The sequence below is a fragment of the Vibrio sp. 10N.261.55.A7 genome (genome assembly GCF_002877365.1).
GTDB lineage: Bacteria > Pseudomonadota > Gammaproteobacteria > Enterobacterales > Vibrionaceae > Vibrio.
Map to the genome: position 1 here is coordinate 1 of NZ_MCWZ01000017.1, position 19156 is coordinate 19156.

A 19156-nucleotide genomic window follows, 5' to 3' on the forward strand; every position below is an offset into this window, starting at 1 on the left:
GCACTTACCATTGAATATAGTTGATAATATCAACTTTAATCCAAGTTGTGAACGAGAAAATCGTGCTGAACACAATTCTTTACTCGGTGACGGATGGAAGACTTACTATTACAGAGAGAGCCAGTGCCGCAATGTTTGCAGTGCTCGATCTGAAAAATCCAGGTCATCGATAGCCAGTTTCACGTCCAACGCGAGTTGAGGTTCATCGGTGATAATTCCGTCGACCCCAAGCAAAAATAACCGTTGCATGGCAGCAGGTGTGTTAATGGTCCACACCAGCACCTCTTGCTCTCTTTGCTGTATCTCTATGATTCTCCATGCCGTTAGCCATTGCGAGCTGACCATCAACATATCGACGTCACGCTCAAGCTCTACCTCGCCAAAGTTAGCGGCATAAATCAAAGCGTAGCGCAGAAATTCAGGGCGGTTATCCTCAAGCTCTCGAATCAGGTGCGCCAGTAGCTCAACATCCAAGCTTGATACAATCATGCCTTGTGGGTATTGAGGCAGTAAAACGGCCATGGCGTACGCAAGATCGACACTGTGATTGTAACGTTTGAGTTCTATATTAAATTCAATATCATTCGCATAGGCTTCTAACAGCTGGCTCAGCAAAGGCGGAGGCAATTGATTCTGCTTTAAAAATGCTTGGCGTATCTCATCGTAGCTCGATTCTTCTACTATCAGCGGCGAGCCAATCATTCGGCCCAGATCCCTATCATGAAAGACAACAATCTGGCCATCAGCCGTCAGCTGCACATCAATTTCGGTGCTTTGAATGCCCAGTGAAATGGCGTATTGAACTCCAGCTTCGCTGTTTTCTGGGTGTTTAAATCCCCCACCTCGATGCGCTGTCACGTAGCTTGTGGCGTCTGTCTGAAGGTGGTGAACAAAATTGCGCACATCGTTAAACCCGTTATACGCGGCAAACGTAATAAACAGGCACATCGCACTGCCAAGCAATCGACGCCTTTGTGTGCTCTGCTTCAGCCCAACAGAACGCGCCTGCTCATTGACCAACTTCAATCGCTTGGTTTGTAATCTCAGCACGTAGTATTGACAACTCGCGTAGATAAACCGGTCAATAAAACTTAGCAGTAGACCCACCCCGATCAATATCAGACCCGCAAAGATCAACCAAGAACGACGATCTTGATCCGATGTCGCCCAGTTCAATATCGGGTCTAATGCGAATAAAAAACTCCCGGCAAACAGGGCCGCCACCATTACGCGAGCAAATATCCACCCAACGTGACCGAAGAAAATAGGCAGATAGATATTTTGACTCAATCGTCTGGCTTGTTTGAAAAGCTCCCATTGAGAGCAGTTCTGAAATAGACTCAGCGGCAATGCAAGCCACCAGTTCGCCCAATAGCGCACAACCAGAACCACGCTAGGTAAACTTATTAAAATCAGCAAGCCGACGGCATACCAAATAGAACTCAATTGACTACTGAGATAGTAATTGATGTCCCAATCATTGAGCATGAGGTCATATACCCAGCGTCCACTCCACAGTAGCGTCGCCAGTAATAAGCTGACCGCCATAGCCTGAGCCAACACCACTTTCACCACACGCCAACTTCGCTGAATAATCAGCCCAAAGGTATCTAAAATCGACCGTTTACCGAGGTCATGTTGAGCAAGAAGAATACTGATGGTTGATTGTTCAACAAAAAAAGCAAAGCTCAGTTGAGTCACAAACCACCAGTTAAGTAGAAAGCCCGCGGGAGAGAGAAAGAACGAGAGCAGTTCTTGGTTGGCAATGGCATTCACACCATAGAAGCCCATCAATTTAGACGTTATCCAAATGTCGAAAGGCACAAACAACGTCACCAATACACTTCGAACCAGCAAAAAGCTGGTAAGCATTTGTAAGCCACTGGCTTTAAGGCGGTGCCACATGAAGTACAACACATGTCGGCTACGATGAATGAGTGGAATTTTCAACAACGGACGTCACTTAGAATAGTAAGGCGAATATAAAGCCGATTATAACATTGGTATGAGATTGTTGTTTCGTTGAGTGTGAATGAAGAAAAGAAATAGATGCCAAAGTATCCTAAGTTCATTGCAAGCCCTCGCAAAGAAACCTTCTCTCTCGACCGGATAAAAACACGAATTAAAATCAAACTAGATTGCTCAACTCTGTGCTACGCTGCGCGCCTAAGTTTCAGCTTAGAAAATAAAGTTACTCTGTAAAATTGCTACTTATATGAATTAACAAGTAATCTATCATCAATTAAACATGGAGTTGGCTTTCCTGTTCATTTTCCTGAACAGGTAGACCGTTTAGCTATGCATTTTAAATCAAAAAAATACAGTATAGATTCAACCGATTATCAAGTGGGTCAAGACAACGTCACCAAATGGGGGATGGACATCCACAACACGGTTTTCCTTGCTTCCGCAGGTTTATCCATTCTTTTTATTTTCGCTCTTCTCATTCTTTCACCCGCAGACGCCAAGGCTGCCATTGATACAGTGAAAGCGGCGGCATTATCTAAGTTCGATTTCGTTTTCATGTGGAGCGCAAACATCATATTGCTCTTTGCCATTGGTATCGCGCTTTCCCCATTAGGCAAAATTCGATTGGGTGGTGACGATGCCACCGCGGATTATTCAACCATTTCATGGATCTCGATGTTGTTCGCAGCAGGCATGGGGATTGGGCTGATTTTTTGGGGTGTCGCAGAGCCTACCGCGTTCTACACGAACTGGTTTGGTACTCCGTTAGGTGTAGAACCTTACACACCTGAAGGCCGCGAGTTAGCGCTTGGTTCTGCCCTATTCCACTGGGGTTTCCATGCGTGGGCTATTTACGGCATGACCGCTCTCTGCCTAGCGTATTTTGTTTATAACAAAGGTTTGCCCCTTTCAATACGTTCAATTTTCTACCCACTGCTTGGTGACAAGGTGTGGGGCAAAATTGGTGATGTCATTGATGTCATGGCCGTGCTGGTTGTTCTGTTTGGCCTAGCCACATCACTTGGCCTCGGAGGTTCACAAGCCGCCAGTGGAATAAGCCACGTATTCGGCGTTGATAACAGCCTGTTCCTCCAGATAGCGATCATTCTTATGATTATGGGGCTCGCGATTGTCTCTATCGTGAGAGGCATGGATGGAGGCGTTAAACTGCTCAGTAACATCAACATGATCATTGCCTTTGTCTTCCTTGGGTTTCTTGCGATTCTAAACTTCACGACGGTTTTAGATTCACTGGCAACGGGCGTTGTTGGGTATGTGAAGAACATCATTCCATTGAGCCAGAATTCAGGCCGTGACGACACCACGTGGTTACATGGCTGGACTGTTTTCTACTGGGCTTGGTGGATTGCTTATGCGCCACTCTTCGGTATGTTTGTTGCTCGAATTTCTAAAGGACGCACAGTTCGTGAATTCTTAGTGTGTGTATTAGGTATTCCAACCTTAGTCACAACCGCTTGGATGTCTTTCTTTGGCGGGATCGCTATCCAGCAGATAATCGATAAAGTTGGATTACTAGGTACAGAGCAAGGCATTAGCGACGTGTCATTAAGCCTATTCTATATGCTTGATGCTTACCCAATGGGTGACATTCTTTCCATGATTGCAGTTGCTTTGATCATCGTGTTCTTTGTTACCACACTCGATTCAGGCTCTATCGTTGTCGATAGCATGACAGCAGGTGGAAAACTGGAACTACCCATCAGACAGAAAGTGATTTGGGCCGTTATCTCAGCAGTCATCGCGATGATGATGTTATGGATTGGTGGCACAGACTCAGTTCAAGCGCTGCAGTCGATAACCATTATCGCCGCGCTGCCGTTTGCCATTATTCTCGTGTTAGGTTGTGTCAGCCTAGTCAAGGGCCTAGTCACCGAACTCGACAAGCCAAAGTTATCGCAAGATAAAGTCGGTTAGAAACATTCAAAGATAAAGGGCCAGCATAGATATTTATGACTGGCCCTTTTTAGAGTTTCTATACAGAAAACCAGCGACCACTATTAAGTGTGCTGGTTATAAAATTTTGACAAAAAAAGTCGCTCATTATAGAGCGACTTTTTTGTGGTTAACTAGCGGCTTTTGTTAGCCCTAGGTATAAACCGACGACGATGGCGACAAGGCTAGCCGAACCCATAATTAGAACAGCAACTGTAGCAAGATCCATTGTTTATCCCCCTGTTTTTGAAAGCTAAATTATATCGTTTAACAGGCTTGGAAATAATGAATTTCGGGTCGGGATTATTCTATTGTTACAAATTCCCTCTCTGTGAAACAAACAGAAATCATTAAGTTCACATCACCAAATTGTTTGCTTCATTGACTGCTCTAACTTGTACAATTAGGTCACTAAATGAACAGTGATTTCTTGTAAATACGCAACTGGAATGTTGCCATGAGAGCAGCCTCTTCTATCCAATTAAAAGAAGCCAATCGGCAAATAGAAATCCAGCTCGAACTCTTCATTTTCGTCTATAAAATGATTTTTATGGTAATGCGCATAGGCGGGCGTTGAACGTAACTTAAATCCTGATTTAGGCAGCCACTCTTCTAGTATTGCGCTCAGTTTTGGTAAGAGTTCACCATAAGTACCCTGCAATCGAAATACAGCATGCAGTCCACCAGGAATTGTGAATTGATTCACCACACCTCGCATTGAAACCGGTTTATCTATCTCTATGCACGCAACGTATCGACATTGTGCAAGCTCAATCCAGGCTGGGTTTGAGTGGTGTAATCCATATTGAACCGAAAAATCCCGGCCTTCTGTCATCGCCCACGCTTTAAGTAATAGCCAAGCATTGGAAATGGAACGGTTATACCCAGTATGACGAACATACGCCGCCATTCGGGTTGGCACTTCTACTATGTTTGGCATGGGAAGTTTAACACTCGCTATCTGCTGATAAGCTCGCGCTATTTCGCGGTCTATTAAATAGGGTTTATCCGCGGTTTGCCGTTCGTGTTTACGCCACTCTCTAGGTGACATGTTGAAGGTATCTTTAAATGCGCGATTAAATGATGAAGCAGAACTAAAGCCACTCTTATTGACGATGTCGACGATAGGGCTTTGTGGATCAAACATAAACTGGTTAGCCGCATATTCCATTCGAATACGACGAATGTACTGGTGGACAGATTCACCCACAACAGACTTAAACGTTCTATGAAAATGCTGCTCTGAGTAAGAAGCCACCTTAGCAAGATCCCGTGCATTCAAATCTCGGCTAATATCTTGATGAATATAGAACAGGACGTCGTTGATTCGCGATTGTTGATTCTCATTCATAGTGAACACGAATAGCATAAATGGACATGTTTATAAGCATAAACGGACCGACCAACTTTGCCAATACCCATTACTATGCCTTCACTAAATAAACGAAACTATCAATGAGTGATTCATGGACATTGCACAGTCGGTTCAACAAATAAAACCCTCTTACATTCGAGAGATCCTAGCCGCGGCCAGTGATAAGAATGTGATCTCTTTGGCGGGCGGATTGCCGGACGAAAAGACATTTCCAATCGACTTAATGACCCCGACCTTAAAGGCCTTACCGGCAATGGCACAGGTGTTTCAATATGGGTCGACCTCGGGTTATGAGCCTTTAATTGAGCATCTCACCCAAGCCTATCGTTTGCCAGCAACCCATCAAGTCATAACCTGTACAGGCTCTCAACAAGGCTTAGATTTGATAGCAAGAGCATACGTTAACCCGAATGACACCGTGGTTATGGAGGCGCCCTGTTATCTTGGTGCGATGCAAGTTTTTGGGTTAATGCAGGCGAACATCATTACGGTTTCTCAGGACGAATTTGGTCCGAACATCCAGCAATTAGAGCAACACTTCAAGGTGAGTTCGCCAAAGATGTTCTACGCCGTCCCAGATTTTCATAATCCAACAGGCGTATGTTGGCCACTTGAAAAGCGCCGACAGGTAGCTGAATTGTGTATCCAATATAATGTTGCGTTTATTGAAGACGCCCCCTATCGAGAACTTCGCTTCTCAGGTGAGGAACTTCCATTGGTCTCAGACTTTTGTCCAGACCATTCGATTGTACTGCGCTCGTTTTCCAAAGTCGCTTCACCGGGGCTTAGAGTCGGCACAATTACGGGAAAACAGAGCTACCTAGCCCCTCTAATTAAGGTCAAGCAAGGGGCAGATTTGCACTCGTGTGTACCTGTTCAGGCTCTCGTTCTTGGTTTGTTGGAGCACCCTGATTTCCCTAAACACTTAGAACAGGTGCGAGCATTGTATCAATCGCGCTATAACACTCTATTTCAGGCGTTGAAGACTTATCTAAGTGATGATTGCCAAATCAGTCCGGTAGAAGGTGGCATGTTTCTGTGGGTAACGCTTCCAAAATGTGACACCTTCAAATTGGCTCAAGAGCTGCTAGCAAACAATGTCGCTGTCGTTCCAAGCCCGGTCTTTTATCCAACGCAAGATGAAGCGCCACCTGCAATGAGGCTCAATTTCACCAATGCGAACTCAGAGGATTTGCTCATTGCGGTTCAACGAATTGCTGACGTTCTGACAAACGCTCGGTAAGAAAAATATCCATAGGCCCTTGCTCACCAGAATCGTGCGAGAAGCAGCCAAGTAAAACCTATAAGCGACTGGATTATGCAATTTCTTTCCACACAATAAATGTCAAAAATCAATAAGGTTTGTTCATAGACAATAAAGACTGTTATGAATCCTTACAGGTGTCGCATCCATTGCAATGGTTAATATCTAAGCTTATGTGGGTGAACTGAAAGAAAGCATGGTTCTTATAGGAGCAGTGTTTTCTTTGCTGATTGAGATCGGATAGGGGCAATATTAGCAAACTCATTTCAGCCACAAACATTCTCAGAGCCGACTAACTGACCACCCAGTCAGTATTGCAATAGACCAAATTAATATAATCCGTACTTTGGGCACTTATACGGAAACTTTCCGTAGTTCTACCCCGGAACTCTCTGTCGATTCACACAACGGCTTGATACCTGTTGAGTTTCATAGTGAACGACAGCAACATAGACTGGATGCAAATACGGGATAATTCCGTCTACAAAGCGTTAAATTGCAATCGAGGATGGTGGATTATCAAATTAGATATATATGATGTGTTTGGTGGTGAATCGGCTTCTGGTAACCCTTGTGGTGTATTAGAGCTTGATAGTTGGCTTTCTGATGAAGAGTTACAGAAAATAACTTGTGAAGCTGGGCTTCCAGTTACCTCTTTTGTTCTAAAAATTAATGGACAATTTCACATTCGCTGGTTTGCACTGGATGGAGAAATTAACCTGTGTGGACATGGAAGCTTAGGGGCTGGTGCTGCAATCATCTCTAAGTACAAACTCGATAGTGTACTTTTTAGTAGCAAATACGGGGACGTCTCAATTGCTAAAAAGAACGATGTATACACTCTTGAGTTGCCTGGTTGGAAAGGTGAAACATGTAGCGTCCCAACAGAAATATCGGACTTAGCTGCTGGTGCTATTGAAGTGTTTTCAACTCGAGACTTAGTTTTAGTCTTACCTTCTATAGAATCTGTAAGACGTTTTGAGCCTGATCAAATGCGCTTTAAACAGCTTAGCAAGTACCATGCTTTAATCGTGACAGCTGCGAATGGTGATAATGGGTACGTCTTAAGGTATTTCGCGCCCAAAATTGGTATATCTGAAGATCTGGCAACAGGTTCAGCTCAATGCTCTTTAGCTCCATATTGGTTTGACAGACTTGACTCAGATTCACTTCATGTACATCAACTTTCGTCGTCAGGTGGGTATTTTGGCGTAAGGCGTATTTCAGGTGATTCAATTGCGTTGTTAGCAAATGCAAAGCTACGAAAATTAGCAATTTAACAAACGCTTCAAGCTGATTCGCGACGTGTGCCATTTTTGGTTTAAATTGGTTTAGTGTTTATGGGTGCAATGCAGACAGTCTGGTTTCGTTGCTCACAACTTAAGCTGGCGTTAGGCTTCTGTCGGGTTTCTGTCGTTCTAAAATAGTAACTATTCTGGCAAAGTGGTTGACATCAATTACAAGGGGCTCATTTTATGGTCAAAGAAATAAGACTTTCTAAAGGATGGTCACAAGAACAACTCGCCTGCTTTAGCGGTTTGAGTGTTAGAACAATACAGCGAATAGAAAGAGGCCAAAGTACAGGATTGGAGTCTTTGAAATGTATTGCCACCACTTTGGAAACTGATATTTTAACTATACAAAATAACACACGTTCAACTGGTAATTTCTTAGGGACCAACCCAATATTGCCAGTAAAAAGCGTGAGGGAAACAGCAAGTTTCTACAAAGACAGCCTAGGTTTTGAAATAGATATTTTATGGGAAAATCCACCATATGCAGTTGTGGCAAGGGGGCAAGTGATAATTGAGTTTGGAGAGGGACGGAAAGACTTTGCTGGTACTGGTGTTTGTAATATCTTTGTAAATAATGTTGATGATATCTACAAAGAATTATCTAAAAAGGATATTACCTTTGTTGGTGATATTTCTGATCGTGAATATGGTAACCGTGACTTCCGAATTAGAGATAATAATGGAAATATGCTGATCTTTAGTTGCCCTTTAATCAACCAAAAGAAATTGCTAGAAGAAGGAAGTAATTGTATGTAGCTTCATAAACCTACAAGGCGCTCAACAGTAACCCAAAACGCGTGGCATTTTTGCTATGCGTTCCGCTTTGTGTTTAAGGCGGCATCGGTATTGCGTTGCTCACACCTTAAAAGGGCGTTAACTTTCATAATATTCAATCAACATGGAGTTTGTATCGTGAATAATTTACAAAAAATAGGGGGAGTTGCCGCTCTTTTGGAATCCATTATTTACGTGTCAGCTTTCGTGTTTTTTGGTGCGTTCTGGAATTTCCCTACAGATGCTGATACTGCGAAACAATTTGCTTTTCTAGCTAAAAATCAGAGTGTTTTGTCCATCGTAAATCTTATTATGTATGTACTATTTGGCATTATTTTAGCTGTATTAGTACTGGCGATTCATGATCGTTTGAATGGTGATACGCCAATCCTTTCACAAATTGCTTCTATCTTTGGTGTTGTTTGGGTGGGTTTAGTCATTGCGAGTGGAATGATTGCAAATATAGGTTTAGCTACAGTCTTGGAGCTCTCGGCTAAGGATCCTGAACAAGCTATGACAGTCTGGCTGACTATCTACACTGTAGTCGAAGGCTTAGGTGGTGGGAACGAGGTCGTTGGAGGCCTATGGGTTCTATTGTTAAGTTTTGCCGCTTTAAAAGGTAACGAGCTTCCTAAAATACTTAACTACCTTGGGGTTTTAGTTGGCATTTTTGGTATTCTCACTATTTACCCTGCTGAAGTGCTCACTGAGATTTTTGGTATAAGCCAAATTGTATGGTTTTCTTGGTTGGGAGTAATCATGCTCACGAGAAGAAAAAGCTAGCAAGGCATTTAAACGGAACAAAAACAGTTGGCTTTGTTTCATTCCTCAACAAGTATAGCCAACCATTTTTGTCCGCTTAATGTTTGGGAAAATTCAGTCCGAGCAACTCATGACTTCATAACAGAAGAAGATATTGAGTTTTTTAAACCACTGATCATTGAGCAGGCCTTTCCTGCTGTCACGTTAAGATGTGTGAAAGATGAAAGTGGTTCAATTTTAGGTTTCGTGGGTATCCACGACTCAAAGATTGAAATGCTGTTCATCCTAAACGAGGCAAGAGGACAAGGTGTTGGTAAGGCGCTACTGCAATACGCAATTGAACAGTTAGGCGCAACCAAAGTCGATGTAAACGAACAAAATCCGCAAGCAGTAGGTTTCTACGAGCATATGGGTTTTAAAGTTGTTTCTCGCTCACCACTTGATGATATGGGAAAACCTTTTCCAATTCTGCATATGACACTTTAGAGCTCGGTTTGTCGTAACCAGTTTGCTAGAAGAAACGCCCAAGGCTAATAACTTTGGGCGTTTCCGTATACGGTGAAAAAATCACATACAAAGCGTTTAAGACGAATTCCCAACGCTCGGCATTTTTGGTTTGCTTCGGCTTTAGTGTTTGCGGCACAATACTTTAAGTGCAGTGGTCTACGTTGCTCACCACTTAACTCGGCATTAGCTTTCTAAGGTGGCATCATCATTCTTGATGCAAATGTATTCTAGAATACCCGACTTTTTAGTTGTTCATTCTGTAAATTGGTGGGATGAATAGTTATTCTACCAGTTTCACATTCGTGGTGTGTCGTTTTTAATGACCGCTTATTTGTTTAGCTTAGCTAAACGCTTTTCCACTTCCTTTTTCTCCCAGTCATCCCCTAAGAAATCAAATATCTCAAATGCCTTGATCGCGTGTGAAACCATAAAGATTCCCCAGCCTAAGGCTGGATAGATTGCCCAAAACTCTTCAGTGCCAGTTACGAAATTAATGACAAACAATAGGCATATTACTGATAAGTATTTGGTTAAGTGAGCGTAAAACCCTTTTACCTTTTTCACTTGAACCATTACCTGTTCTTGTTGATTAGTTGTGTTCATTGTTTGGTCCATTTTTCAACCCTTTGCTTTTAAAGTAAGTATTCAATACGGAAAATAATAAACGTATTTATGGCGCATAAGGTTACTTTGCGACGAAATGCAGTAAAGGAGGAGTGAAATGTCAATAACCAGGATAGAGTGTCTACGCTTAAGGAATACGAGCCAAAAAGTTAAATACCCATGTTTCTAATTTCCTCTAAATTAGTAAGCTAACAAACGACTATGGCACAGCTCGCCTTACTCAGAGTAATTCGCAAATATTTAAATTCGCTGTTTCACTGACAAGGAAATGGCCTAAAACGTGTTTAAAATTAGTAAAATCTTAGAGTTCACATTTATATAGGTAGTGTTAAAAAACGTTCTTTCGGATCAAACTCTATTATCTTCAGACAATAAAGCCGAGAATCATCTCGGCTTTATTGTTAATCGGTAGACAGTGATTTGAGTAAACTTTGACTAGAAACTCGACAGTGACACCAACTGCTGAGTGTAACTTTCGGTTGGCTGGCTAAAGAGTCGTTGCGTATCGCCCTGCTCTACTATTTCGCCATCTTTCATCACAATGGTGTAATGGCAAAGGGATTTCACTACGTTAAGATCATGGCTAATGAATAAGTACGTTAGGTTGTACTTCTCCTGAAGCGATTTTAGTAAATCGAGCACTTGCGCCTGAACTGTCCTATCTAAGGACGACGTGGGTTCATCCAACAAAATAAACTCAGGCTTTAAAATCAAGGCACGCGCTATCGCAATACGTTGACGTTGCCCGCCTGAGAATTCGTTGGGGTAGCGAAAACGCGTTTCTGGGTCTAGGTCTACTTCTCTCATTACTGCGCATATCGCATCGTCTAGCGTCTGTTCGTCTAACTCTTGATGAACAATCAACCCTTCGCCGATAACCTGCGCAACCGACATTCGGGGATTAAGGGCTGAAAATGGGTCTTGGAAAACAACCTGCATTTTACTTCGAAATGGCAACATTTCTTTTCTATTCAAACCCTGCAATTCATGCCCTTCATAGGCAATTGAGCCTTGAGAATTAACCAGTTTAAGAATCGCCATCCCCGTGGTTGATTTCCCCGATCCACTCTCACCCACAAGACCAATGGAATGCCCTTGTTTCAATTCAAACGCCATATCGGTGACGGCTTTCACGTGCGAAGTCACCCGTTTGAATAGCCCACCTGTGATAGGAAACCAAACTCGAAGGTGTTTTACGTCAAGCAATGTTTTACTTTCGGCAGATACCTCAACCGGTAATCCGCGAGGATCCGAGTTAATCAACTTCATCGTATAAGGATGCCTTGGCTCATTGAAGACCGCTTGGCTTTCACCCACTTCCACGAGTTCACCGTCTTTCATTACTGCTACACGGTCGGCAATACGGCGAACAATACTCAGGTCATGGGTGATGAACAGCATCGCCATGCCGAGTTCTTGTTGAAGTTCTTTAAGCAGATCAAGTATTTGAGCCTGTACCGAAACGTCTAATGCAGTTGTTGGCTCGTCGGCAATGAGAAGCTCTGGTTCATTAATAAGCGCCATCGCAATCATTACGCGTTGCCTTTCTCCGCCAGAAAGCTCATGTGGGTAGGCAGAAATCTTTTGATCAGGGTATCGAATGCCCACCTTTTTCAACCATGAGATGGCCATTTCCTCGGCCTTTTTCTGCCTCATGCCTCGATGAACAGCCAAGGTTTCTACAAGTTGTTTGCCAATTTTATGCAGCGGATTCAAAGACACCATGGGCTCTTGGAAAATCATGCCTATTCGGCCACCACGAATTCCTCGCAGTTCTCGCTCAGAGCAACTCAAAATATCAATGCCATTGAAATTAATGCTGCCCGTTAAGTAATGAGACGATCCTTTGGCTAACAACTTCAATACCGAATTTGCCGTCACCGATTTTCCTGAACCACTTTCGCCCACTAAGGCCAACGTTTCACCCTTATTGATCGAAAGTGAAACGTTGGTTGTCACTTGTTCTATCTGATTTTTACGTCCAAACCCAACAGAGAGTTCATTAATAGTAAGAACCGGAGATTGAGGTTTTGACGAATTAGAACCTGAATCGTTAGAAATAGAAGCGTCCATCGTTATTTACCTCCATTAGCATGTGGGTCAAAAGCATCGCGTACAGCCTCACCAACAAACACCAGAAGAGTCAGCATCAAAGAAAGAACAACGAAAGCGGAAATGCCCAACCAGGGTGCTTGCAAGTTCGCTTTACCTTGCGCTAGCAACTCACCTAACGATGGTGATCCCGCTGGCAGGCCAAAGCCTAGGAAATCGAGAGAGGTGAGTGTCGTGACAGAGCCAGAAAGAATAAACGGCATCATCGTGAGTGATGCCACCATGGCATTTGGCAACATATGGCGAAGCATAATGCGCTTGTCATCCACCCCCATCGCTTGCGCCGCTCGTACGTAGTCAAAGTTCCGACAACGCAAGAATTCAGCTCGAACCACACCGACAAGGCTCATCCAACTGAACAACACCATAATGCCTAACAACCACCAGAAGTTTGGCTCAACGAAGCTCGATAAAATAATCAGTAGGAACAAGGTCGGCATGCCAGACCAAACCTCGATAAACCGTTGGCCAATAAGATCCAACCAACCGCCGTAGTAGCCTTGTGTCGCGCCCACCACCACGCCAATTACGCTTGAAACGATGGTTAATACAAAACCAAATAAGACGGAAATTCGAAAGCCGTAGATAATTCGCGCCAGTACGTCTCGCCCTTTATCATCAGTACCAAGGTAATTCACAGAATCTGGGGCCGACGGCACGCTACCCGCGATATCAAAATTAATGGTGTCATAGCTAAAACGAATCAAAGGCCAAACAATAAAACCTTTTTCTTCAATCAGGTCGGTCACGAATGGGTCGGTGTAATCGGCTTCGGTTTCAAATTCGCCACCAAACTCGGTTTCTGCATACTGCTTAGCAATCGGAAAATACCAACCGCTCTCATAGCTCACGAGCAGAGGCTTATCATTCGCAATCAGCTCAGCAAACAAGCTAAAGAAGAACAACACGCCAAAGACCCACATCGACCAGTAGCCACGTTTGTTCGCTTTAAAACGAAGCCAGCGCGCCTGATTAAGAGGATTGCTTCTCACTTTCTTAATCAAGCTGTTCTGATTTTTTGTCATTTTTTCTTGTGCTTCCAACATATTAGCGAGCCTCAAAATCGATTCGAGGATCAACCCATGTATAGGTGAGATCAGAGATGATACTCAAGATGAGACCCAGTAACGTCATGATATATAAAGAACTAAATACAACGGGATAATCACGCTGAATGGTCGATTCAAAGCCCAACAGCCCTATACCTTCAAGTGAAAACATCACTTCAATCAACATTGAGCCAGTGAAGAAAATGCTGATAAAGGCACTTGGGAAGCCTGCAATAATGATCAACATGGCATTACGAAACACGTGCTTGTAGAGGATGGTATTTTCATCAAGCCCTTTCGCGCGTGCCGTCACCACGTATTGCTTGTTGATCTCATCCAGGAAAGAGTTTTTCGTGAGCATACTGAGGGTAGCGAACCCACCGATGACCATGGCAAATATCGGCAGTGCCAAATGCCAAAAATAATCGATGATCTGTTGATACCAATTCAGTTGGTCAAAGTTGCTGGAAACCAATCCACGCAATGGGAACCAGCTAAAGTAGTTACCACTAGCAAACAAAATAATCAGGATAATGGCAAACAAAAAGCCCGGTATAGCATAGCCAACGATGACCATCGCGCTGGTCCAAACATCAAACCGAGAGCCGTGGTGAATGGCCTTTAATATGCCTAAGGGGATCGAGATCAAGTAGATGATCAAGGTACTCCAAAGGCCAAGGGAAATAGAGACGGGCAGCCGTTCGACAATGAGATCGATGACATTGCCACCTTTGAACAAGCTATCGCCAAATTCAAACATGGCGTAGTTCTTTAGCATTTCGAAGTAGCGCTCATGAATGGGTTTATCAAAACCAAACTGGCGTCTGATTTCATCCACGACTTCAGGGTCTAAGCCTCTAGAGCCCTTATACCCCGTTGCTGAAGCTTCTTCGACAATCGCAGACTCTTGCGCATTACCGCCACCAGTGAAGCGACTCATTAGTCCCGATTCAAGCCCTTGCATCTGCGCAATGGCCTGTTCAACTGGCCCACCAGGAGCCACTTGAATGATGAAGAAGTTGATCGTTATGATCGCCCACAAGGTGGGAATGACAAGTAAAAGGCGTCTAAATAGATACGCGGCCATGCTATTCCCTACTAACGTCTTTTCTCAGGTAGTTTGCTTGCTTTTTCTTTCGACACCCACCAAGTATCCACACCTAATTCATAATCAGGGCGGATTTCTGGGCGTTCGAATTTATCCCACGTCGCGACACGGTACTTGCTGTAATGCCATTGAGGCACCATGTAAAAATTCCATTGCAACACACGGTCTAACGCACGGCCCAAGGCCAACAGTTTTTCTGGGTTCTGCTGATTGTCGGCAATCGCCTGGGTGAGGTAATCCACTGCGGGGTCGGTGACACCCGCGGTATTGTACGTTGAGTCAATGTAACTTGAGTTCCAGACGATCATCAAGCTTGAGTTCGGGTAAGGGTTGGCATAATACGCCGATGAAACCATATCAAAGTCACGGTCACGTAAGCGCTTAACATACTGTGTGCGGTCGATGGTGCGAAGCTTCATGTCGATCCCCATCAAGCGCAGGTTCTTCTGAAATGGAATCGCATAGGTCTCAACATTCGGGTTATAAATCAACAGTTCAAAGCTCATTGCTTCGCCTGTTTTGGTATTGGTCATGACCTTGTTTTTTAGTTCCCAACCCGCTTCTTTGAACAGAGCAAAGGCAACGCGCATTTGGCTGCGAATACGACCTGATCCATCCGTCACCGGTGGTTGAAACTCTTCGGTAAATACACGTGGTGGCACTTTATCTTTGATCGGCGCTAAAACGTCGAGCTCAGCTTGAGAAGGCAAACCCACAGAGGCATATTCTGTATTTTGGAAATAACTGCGCGTGCGGCTGTTCTCATTGTAGAACAGGTTCTTGTTCATCCATTCGAAATCCAATGCGTAGGTCAGCGCCTCGCGAACTTTTGGATCCTTGAAAACCTCAATTTGAGTATTGAATACAAACCCTTTGGCTGATTGAGCTTGTTGATGAGGGATCTCTTCTTTCTTGATGAAGCCTTTATCAAAATTAGAGCCCGTGTAAGCGTTCTCCCAGAATTTGGACTCACTCTCCATTCGGATATCAAATTCGCCCGCTTTAAAAGCTTCAAGCATCACGGTGTCATCGCGGTAGTAGTCGTATTGAACCGTGGCGAAATTATTGCGCCCCACATTAACAGGGAGGTCTTTAGCCCAATAATCCTCAATGAGACCGTAAGTCACGCTTTGGCCAGGTTTGTAGTCAACCACCTTATACGCACCGCTTCCTACCGGTGGCTCGCTCAGTGGCTCGCTGAATTTCTTATCTTGCCAAAAGTGCTTAGGTAGCACGCGAGTTGATTGGGCAAAGCTGAATAGTTTCTCTCTATCCGGCTCCGCCATATCAATTCGAACAACGAGGTCTGATTTCGCCGTTACCGATTTGATCGCTTTGTAATAAGAACGGTATTGAGGTACGCCCTCTGTCATGAATTTTTCAAAAGTGAACGCCACATCATGCGCGGTAATTGGCACACCATCTTGGAAACGCGCCTTCGGGTTGATGTCGAGTTCCAACCACATGAAATCGTCTGAGTATCGAACGCGACTGGCAATCAGCGGATAGTAACTATCAATCTCATCACTCGGGGTCGCCATCAAGGTATCATAAATCTGGCCACTGCCTGCTGCGGCGACACCGCGTGATGCATAGCGATTAAAGTTGTCGTAGGTGCCCATTTGGCCATAGGTGACTTTGCCATATTTGGGAGCGTCTGGATTAACGTAATTGAAATGAGTGAACCCTTCCTCGTACTTCGCTTCACCAAAACCGACTAAGCTGGTCGATTCAATGACATCAGCTTGAGCGTTAAACCCAAACATCATCAACGCTAACCCTAACACCATACGCTTTCGCTGTTGCATGCATTGCTCCCTCATTCTCGATCTTTTCGTGCGTCATGCTTGTATACCCTAGCTCTCTAGAGTGCATACAAAATACTATTAATAATTCAGTTACTTGGATAAGTATATACTCAAGTTGATTCAATGCGAGAATTTGTTCGCACTGCCTGTGAGATTCGATGAGGGATAAGCCTCAATGGGAGAATACGACCGGATAAGTGACGCTTTAGTGCCATAAATAAAATCAAACAAGAGTTTTATTTGAATTAGGATCACAAAAACATGTGAGACCAATTTCATTGCAACAAAATATTTTTGCTATTTATAGAATTGATACTAAAGTTGAAGAGTCGAACAAAAACCAAGCAAAATTCACTAAATGTCAGGCTAGAATTACATCATCTCCTTATAATAAAATTAGGCTTTCTATCTCCTTATGCTTCATGCGCCAGTATGAAGCATTCTTTTTATTCCAGTATCGACAAGCATCATCAAACTTGAGTGATTTTCAACCACCCAACTCCCTGCTCTAGCCCCTGTCCTGCCTAGTCGCTCTAATTATGTGAACAAAAGAGAGCTAATCGCAAACGTCACTGGTCATTTGTATACAAAGTAAAGTATTATTGTTTATCAACAACATCTATATCTCGATGGTTATCAATACATATGACAAGCCTTAAAAACTCAGTCACGAAAAACATTAAAACGAAAGTTGCAGGACAGACTCAGGATGATGTCGTCTACTGTCATATCTTTGATGCAATCTTAGAACAACGCCTGCCACCCGCCACAAAACTCAGTGAAGAAGCGCTTGCCGATATCTTCAGTGTCAGCCGCACAATTATTCGTCGTGCATTGCTAAGACTTTCTCTTGAGCAAGTTGTGGTAATTCGACCAAACCGAGGCGCGGTTGTTGCAGCCCCTACGGTTGAAGAAGCAAAACAAATCTTTAAAGCGCGTGAGATTATGGAGCTAGCCATCACGGAATTAGCCGTCGCCAATGCGACGAAAGCGCAAATCGAAGAATGCCGAAAACTGGTCACTAAAGAAAACGCCGCCTTTGATCAAGGTGACTACGGCAGTGGATTACGTCTTTCAGGTGAGTTTCATATTAAACTTGCTGAAATGGCAGAAAACGCACCACTGCTCGCGTTCCAGCGCAGTTTAGTCTCTCAAACCTCACTGCTGATCGCCCAATACGAAACCGGTAGCCACTCAAACTGCTCGTTGGACGAACACTCCGTATTGCTTGATGCTATTGAGTCTGGCGACACTGAAAAAGCGACAGAGTTAATGCAAGAGCACTTAGACCACATTCGCTCTAAGCTCAACCTAGACAACTCTTCAACGTCTAACGATCTTCACGTTGTCTTCTCTGATATTGTAAAGAACAAAGCTTAGGCCGTTCACTCTTCAGGCATAGAGAGCTCTACCCTATAAACAGCGCTTGGTATTCGTTACTAGGCGCTTTTTTGTGCGCCCAATAAATTGGATGATGGGTCAATGACTTAACACCAATACCAACCACTCCCCTACTTTTCCCGCTCTTCGATTCACCAGCAGCAAGAAAAAACCTCAAAATTGCATACAATTATAGATACAGAGAACAATATTTACAGGCGTTAGTCGCTCTCTGATAAAAGAGGTTTAGTTCAATTTAAACAGCTACTTAAACCTAACATTCAGATGACGATATTGATTGCATACAATTGCAATGTTGCACTATTGTAAATAAATAGTTGACCTTATGGTCAAATTATCTAATTATTGACCATAAGGTCAGAAAATAATTTCAATTACAAATGTGTCATTGCACAAGGAGGTCTCTTGATTACTTTTCTACTCAATCAGGAAATCAGACAAGAAGAGAACTTGTCTCCCAATATGACGGTGCTGAACTATCTTCGCACCAAGATTAATAAAACAGGCACCAAGGAAGGTTGTGGTTCAGGCGATTGTGGAGCTTGTACCGTTGTATTGGGCGAATTGGTCAATGGCAAACTAGAGTATCGTTCCGTGAACTCTTGTTTAACGTTTGTCTCTGCACTGCACGGCAAGCAATTGATCACCGTTGAAGATCTGCAAAATAAAGATAAATCGCTGCACCCTGTTCAGCAGGCCGTTGTCGACTTCCATGGCTCACAATGCGGGTACTGCACACCAGGCTTTATCATGTCGATGTTTGCACTCGGTAAAACAACGCCAAACGCAAGCAAAGAAGATGTGATGGAGTCACTGGCAGGCAACTTATGTCGCTGTACGGGTTACCGACCAATTGTGGATGCGGCGCTGTCACTTTCAAATGAAAAGCCCCTACTCGATCAATTTGCAGAGCTTGAACGCGCAACCATCGACAAACTGGTTAAGATTCAAGACCAAGACGCCAATCTTCGTGAAGGGCACCTCACCGCCTTCTCACCAAAAAGTGTCGACGAACTGGCGAAGCTCTTCTTAGCTCACCCGCAGGCGAAACTGGTGGCAGGCGGTACCGATTTGGCATTAGAAGTGACCCAATTTCACCGAGAAATTGAAACGTTAATAAGCGTAAACCTTGTTGAAGAGATGAAAACCTGTGAAG

General features: G+C 43.8%; 15 protein-coding genes. 8 read left to right on the forward strand and 7 right to left on the reverse strand.

Going from position 1 to position 19156, the window contains the following annotated elements:
- Nucleotides 1-108 precede the first annotated feature (108 nt).
- On the reverse strand, nt 109-1950 hold the full coding sequence (locus BCU12_RS01885) for a glycerophosphodiester phosphodiesterase family protein (RefSeq protein WP_241909719.1): 1842 nt from the start codon (nt 1948-1950) through the stop codon (nt 109-111).
- A 348-nt stretch (nt 1951-2298) separates the two neighbouring features.
- On the opposite strand from BCU12_RS01885, the gene BCU12_RS01890 reads away from it, so the two are divergent.
- On the forward strand, nt 2299-3903 hold the full coding sequence (locus BCU12_RS01890) for a BCCT family transporter (RefSeq protein WP_102402708.1): 1605 nt from the start codon (nt 2299-2301) through the stop codon (nt 3901-3903).
- 499 nt (nt 3904-4402) lie between these two features.
- Here the strand turns inward: BCU12_RS01890 and BCU12_RS01895 are convergent, their stop codons facing one another.
- On the reverse strand, nt 4403-5272 hold the full coding sequence (locus BCU12_RS01895; protein ID WP_102402709.1) for an AraC family transcriptional regulator: 870 nt from the start codon (nt 5270-5272) through the stop codon (nt 4403-4405).
- 115 nt (nt 5273-5387) lie between these two features.
- Between BCU12_RS01895 and BCU12_RS01900 the strand changes: the two genes are divergently transcribed.
- The 5 genes from BCU12_RS01900 to BCU12_RS01925 all read left to right on the forward strand — a co-directional run bounded on the left by BCU12_RS01900 (nt 5388) and on the right by BCU12_RS01925 (nt 9877).
- Nucleotides 5388-6539 carry a PLP-dependent aminotransferase family protein gene (locus BCU12_RS01900; RefSeq protein WP_102402710.1) on the forward strand — a complete coding sequence of 384 codons (1152 nt, stop codon included), beginning with the start codon at nt 5388-5390 and terminating at the stop codon, nt 6537-6539.
- Nucleotides 6540-7099: 560 nt separating this feature from the next.
- The gene (locus BCU12_RS01905; protein WP_347231971.1) at nt 7100-7840 is read left to right on the forward strand and encodes a PhzF family phenazine biosynthesis protein; all 741 of its coding nucleotides are present in this window, start codon (nt 7100-7102) and stop codon (nt 7838-7840) included.
- Nucleotides 7841-8035: 195 nt separating this feature from the next.
- On the forward strand, nt 8036-8611 hold the full coding sequence (locus BCU12_RS01910) for a glyoxalase superfamily protein (RefSeq protein ID WP_102402712.1): 576 nt from the start codon (nt 8036-8038) through the stop codon (nt 8609-8611).
- Nucleotides 8612-8767: 156 nt separating this feature from the next.
- On the forward strand, nt 8768-9412 hold the full coding sequence (locus BCU12_RS01920) for a DUF4386 family protein (protein WP_102402719.1): 645 nt from the start codon (nt 8768-8770) through the stop codon (nt 9410-9412).
- Nucleotides 9413-9445: 33 nt separating this feature from the next.
- Nucleotides 9446-9877 carry a GNAT family N-acetyltransferase gene (locus BCU12_RS01925; protein ID WP_102402720.1) on the forward strand — a complete coding sequence of 144 codons (432 nt, stop codon included), beginning with the start codon at nt 9446-9448 and terminating at the stop codon, nt 9875-9877.
- 348 nt (nt 9878-10225) lie between these two features.
- Here the strand turns inward: BCU12_RS01925 and BCU12_RS01930 are convergent, their stop codons facing one another.
- The 5 genes from BCU12_RS01930 to BCU12_RS01950 all read right to left on the reverse strand — a co-directional run bounded on the left by BCU12_RS01930 (nt 10226) and on the right by BCU12_RS01950 (nt 16599).
- Nucleotides 10226-10501, reverse strand: a complete 276-nt coding sequence (locus BCU12_RS01930) for a 2TM domain-containing protein (RefSeq protein ID WP_102402713.1) — start codon at nt 10499-10501, stop codon at nt 10226-10228.
- 456 nt (nt 10502-10957) lie between these two features.
- Complete coding sequence (locus BCU12_RS01935) at nt 10958-12595, reverse strand: ABC transporter ATP-binding protein (RefSeq protein ID WP_102402714.1); 1638 nt, start codon at nt 12593-12595, stop codon at nt 10958-10960.
- Nucleotides 12596-12597: 2 nt separating this feature from the next.
- Entirely contained in the window at nt 12598-13659 is a 1062-nt protein-coding gene (locus tag BCU12_RS01940; RefSeq protein WP_198599226.1) for an ABC transporter permease, read from the reverse strand.
- 22 nt (nt 13660-13681) lie between these two features.
- A complete protein-coding gene (locus tag BCU12_RS01945) occupies nt 13682-14770 on the reverse strand; it encodes a microcin C ABC transporter permease YejB (protein WP_102402716.1) in 1089 nt (362 codons plus the stop codon).
- Between the two features lie 11 nt (nt 14771-14781).
- On the reverse strand, nt 14782-16599 hold the full coding sequence (locus tag BCU12_RS01950; protein ID WP_102402717.1) for an extracellular solute-binding protein: 1818 nt from the start codon (nt 16597-16599) through the stop codon (nt 14782-14784).
- Nucleotides 16600-17244: 645 nt separating this feature from the next.
- Between BCU12_RS01950 and BCU12_RS01955 the strand changes: the two genes are divergently transcribed.
- Both BCU12_RS01955 and BCU12_RS01960 read left to right on the forward strand, forming a co-directional pair.
- On the forward strand, nt 17245-17979 hold the full coding sequence (locus BCU12_RS01955; RefSeq protein ID WP_102402718.1) for a GntR family transcriptional regulator: 735 nt from the start codon (nt 17245-17247) through the stop codon (nt 17977-17979).
- A 483-nt stretch (nt 17980-18462) separates the two neighbouring features.
- On the forward strand, nt 18463-19156 hold a 694-nt coding region (locus tag BCU12_RS01960), incomplete at its 3' end, for a 2Fe-2S iron-sulfur cluster-binding protein (RefSeq protein ID WP_241909720.1).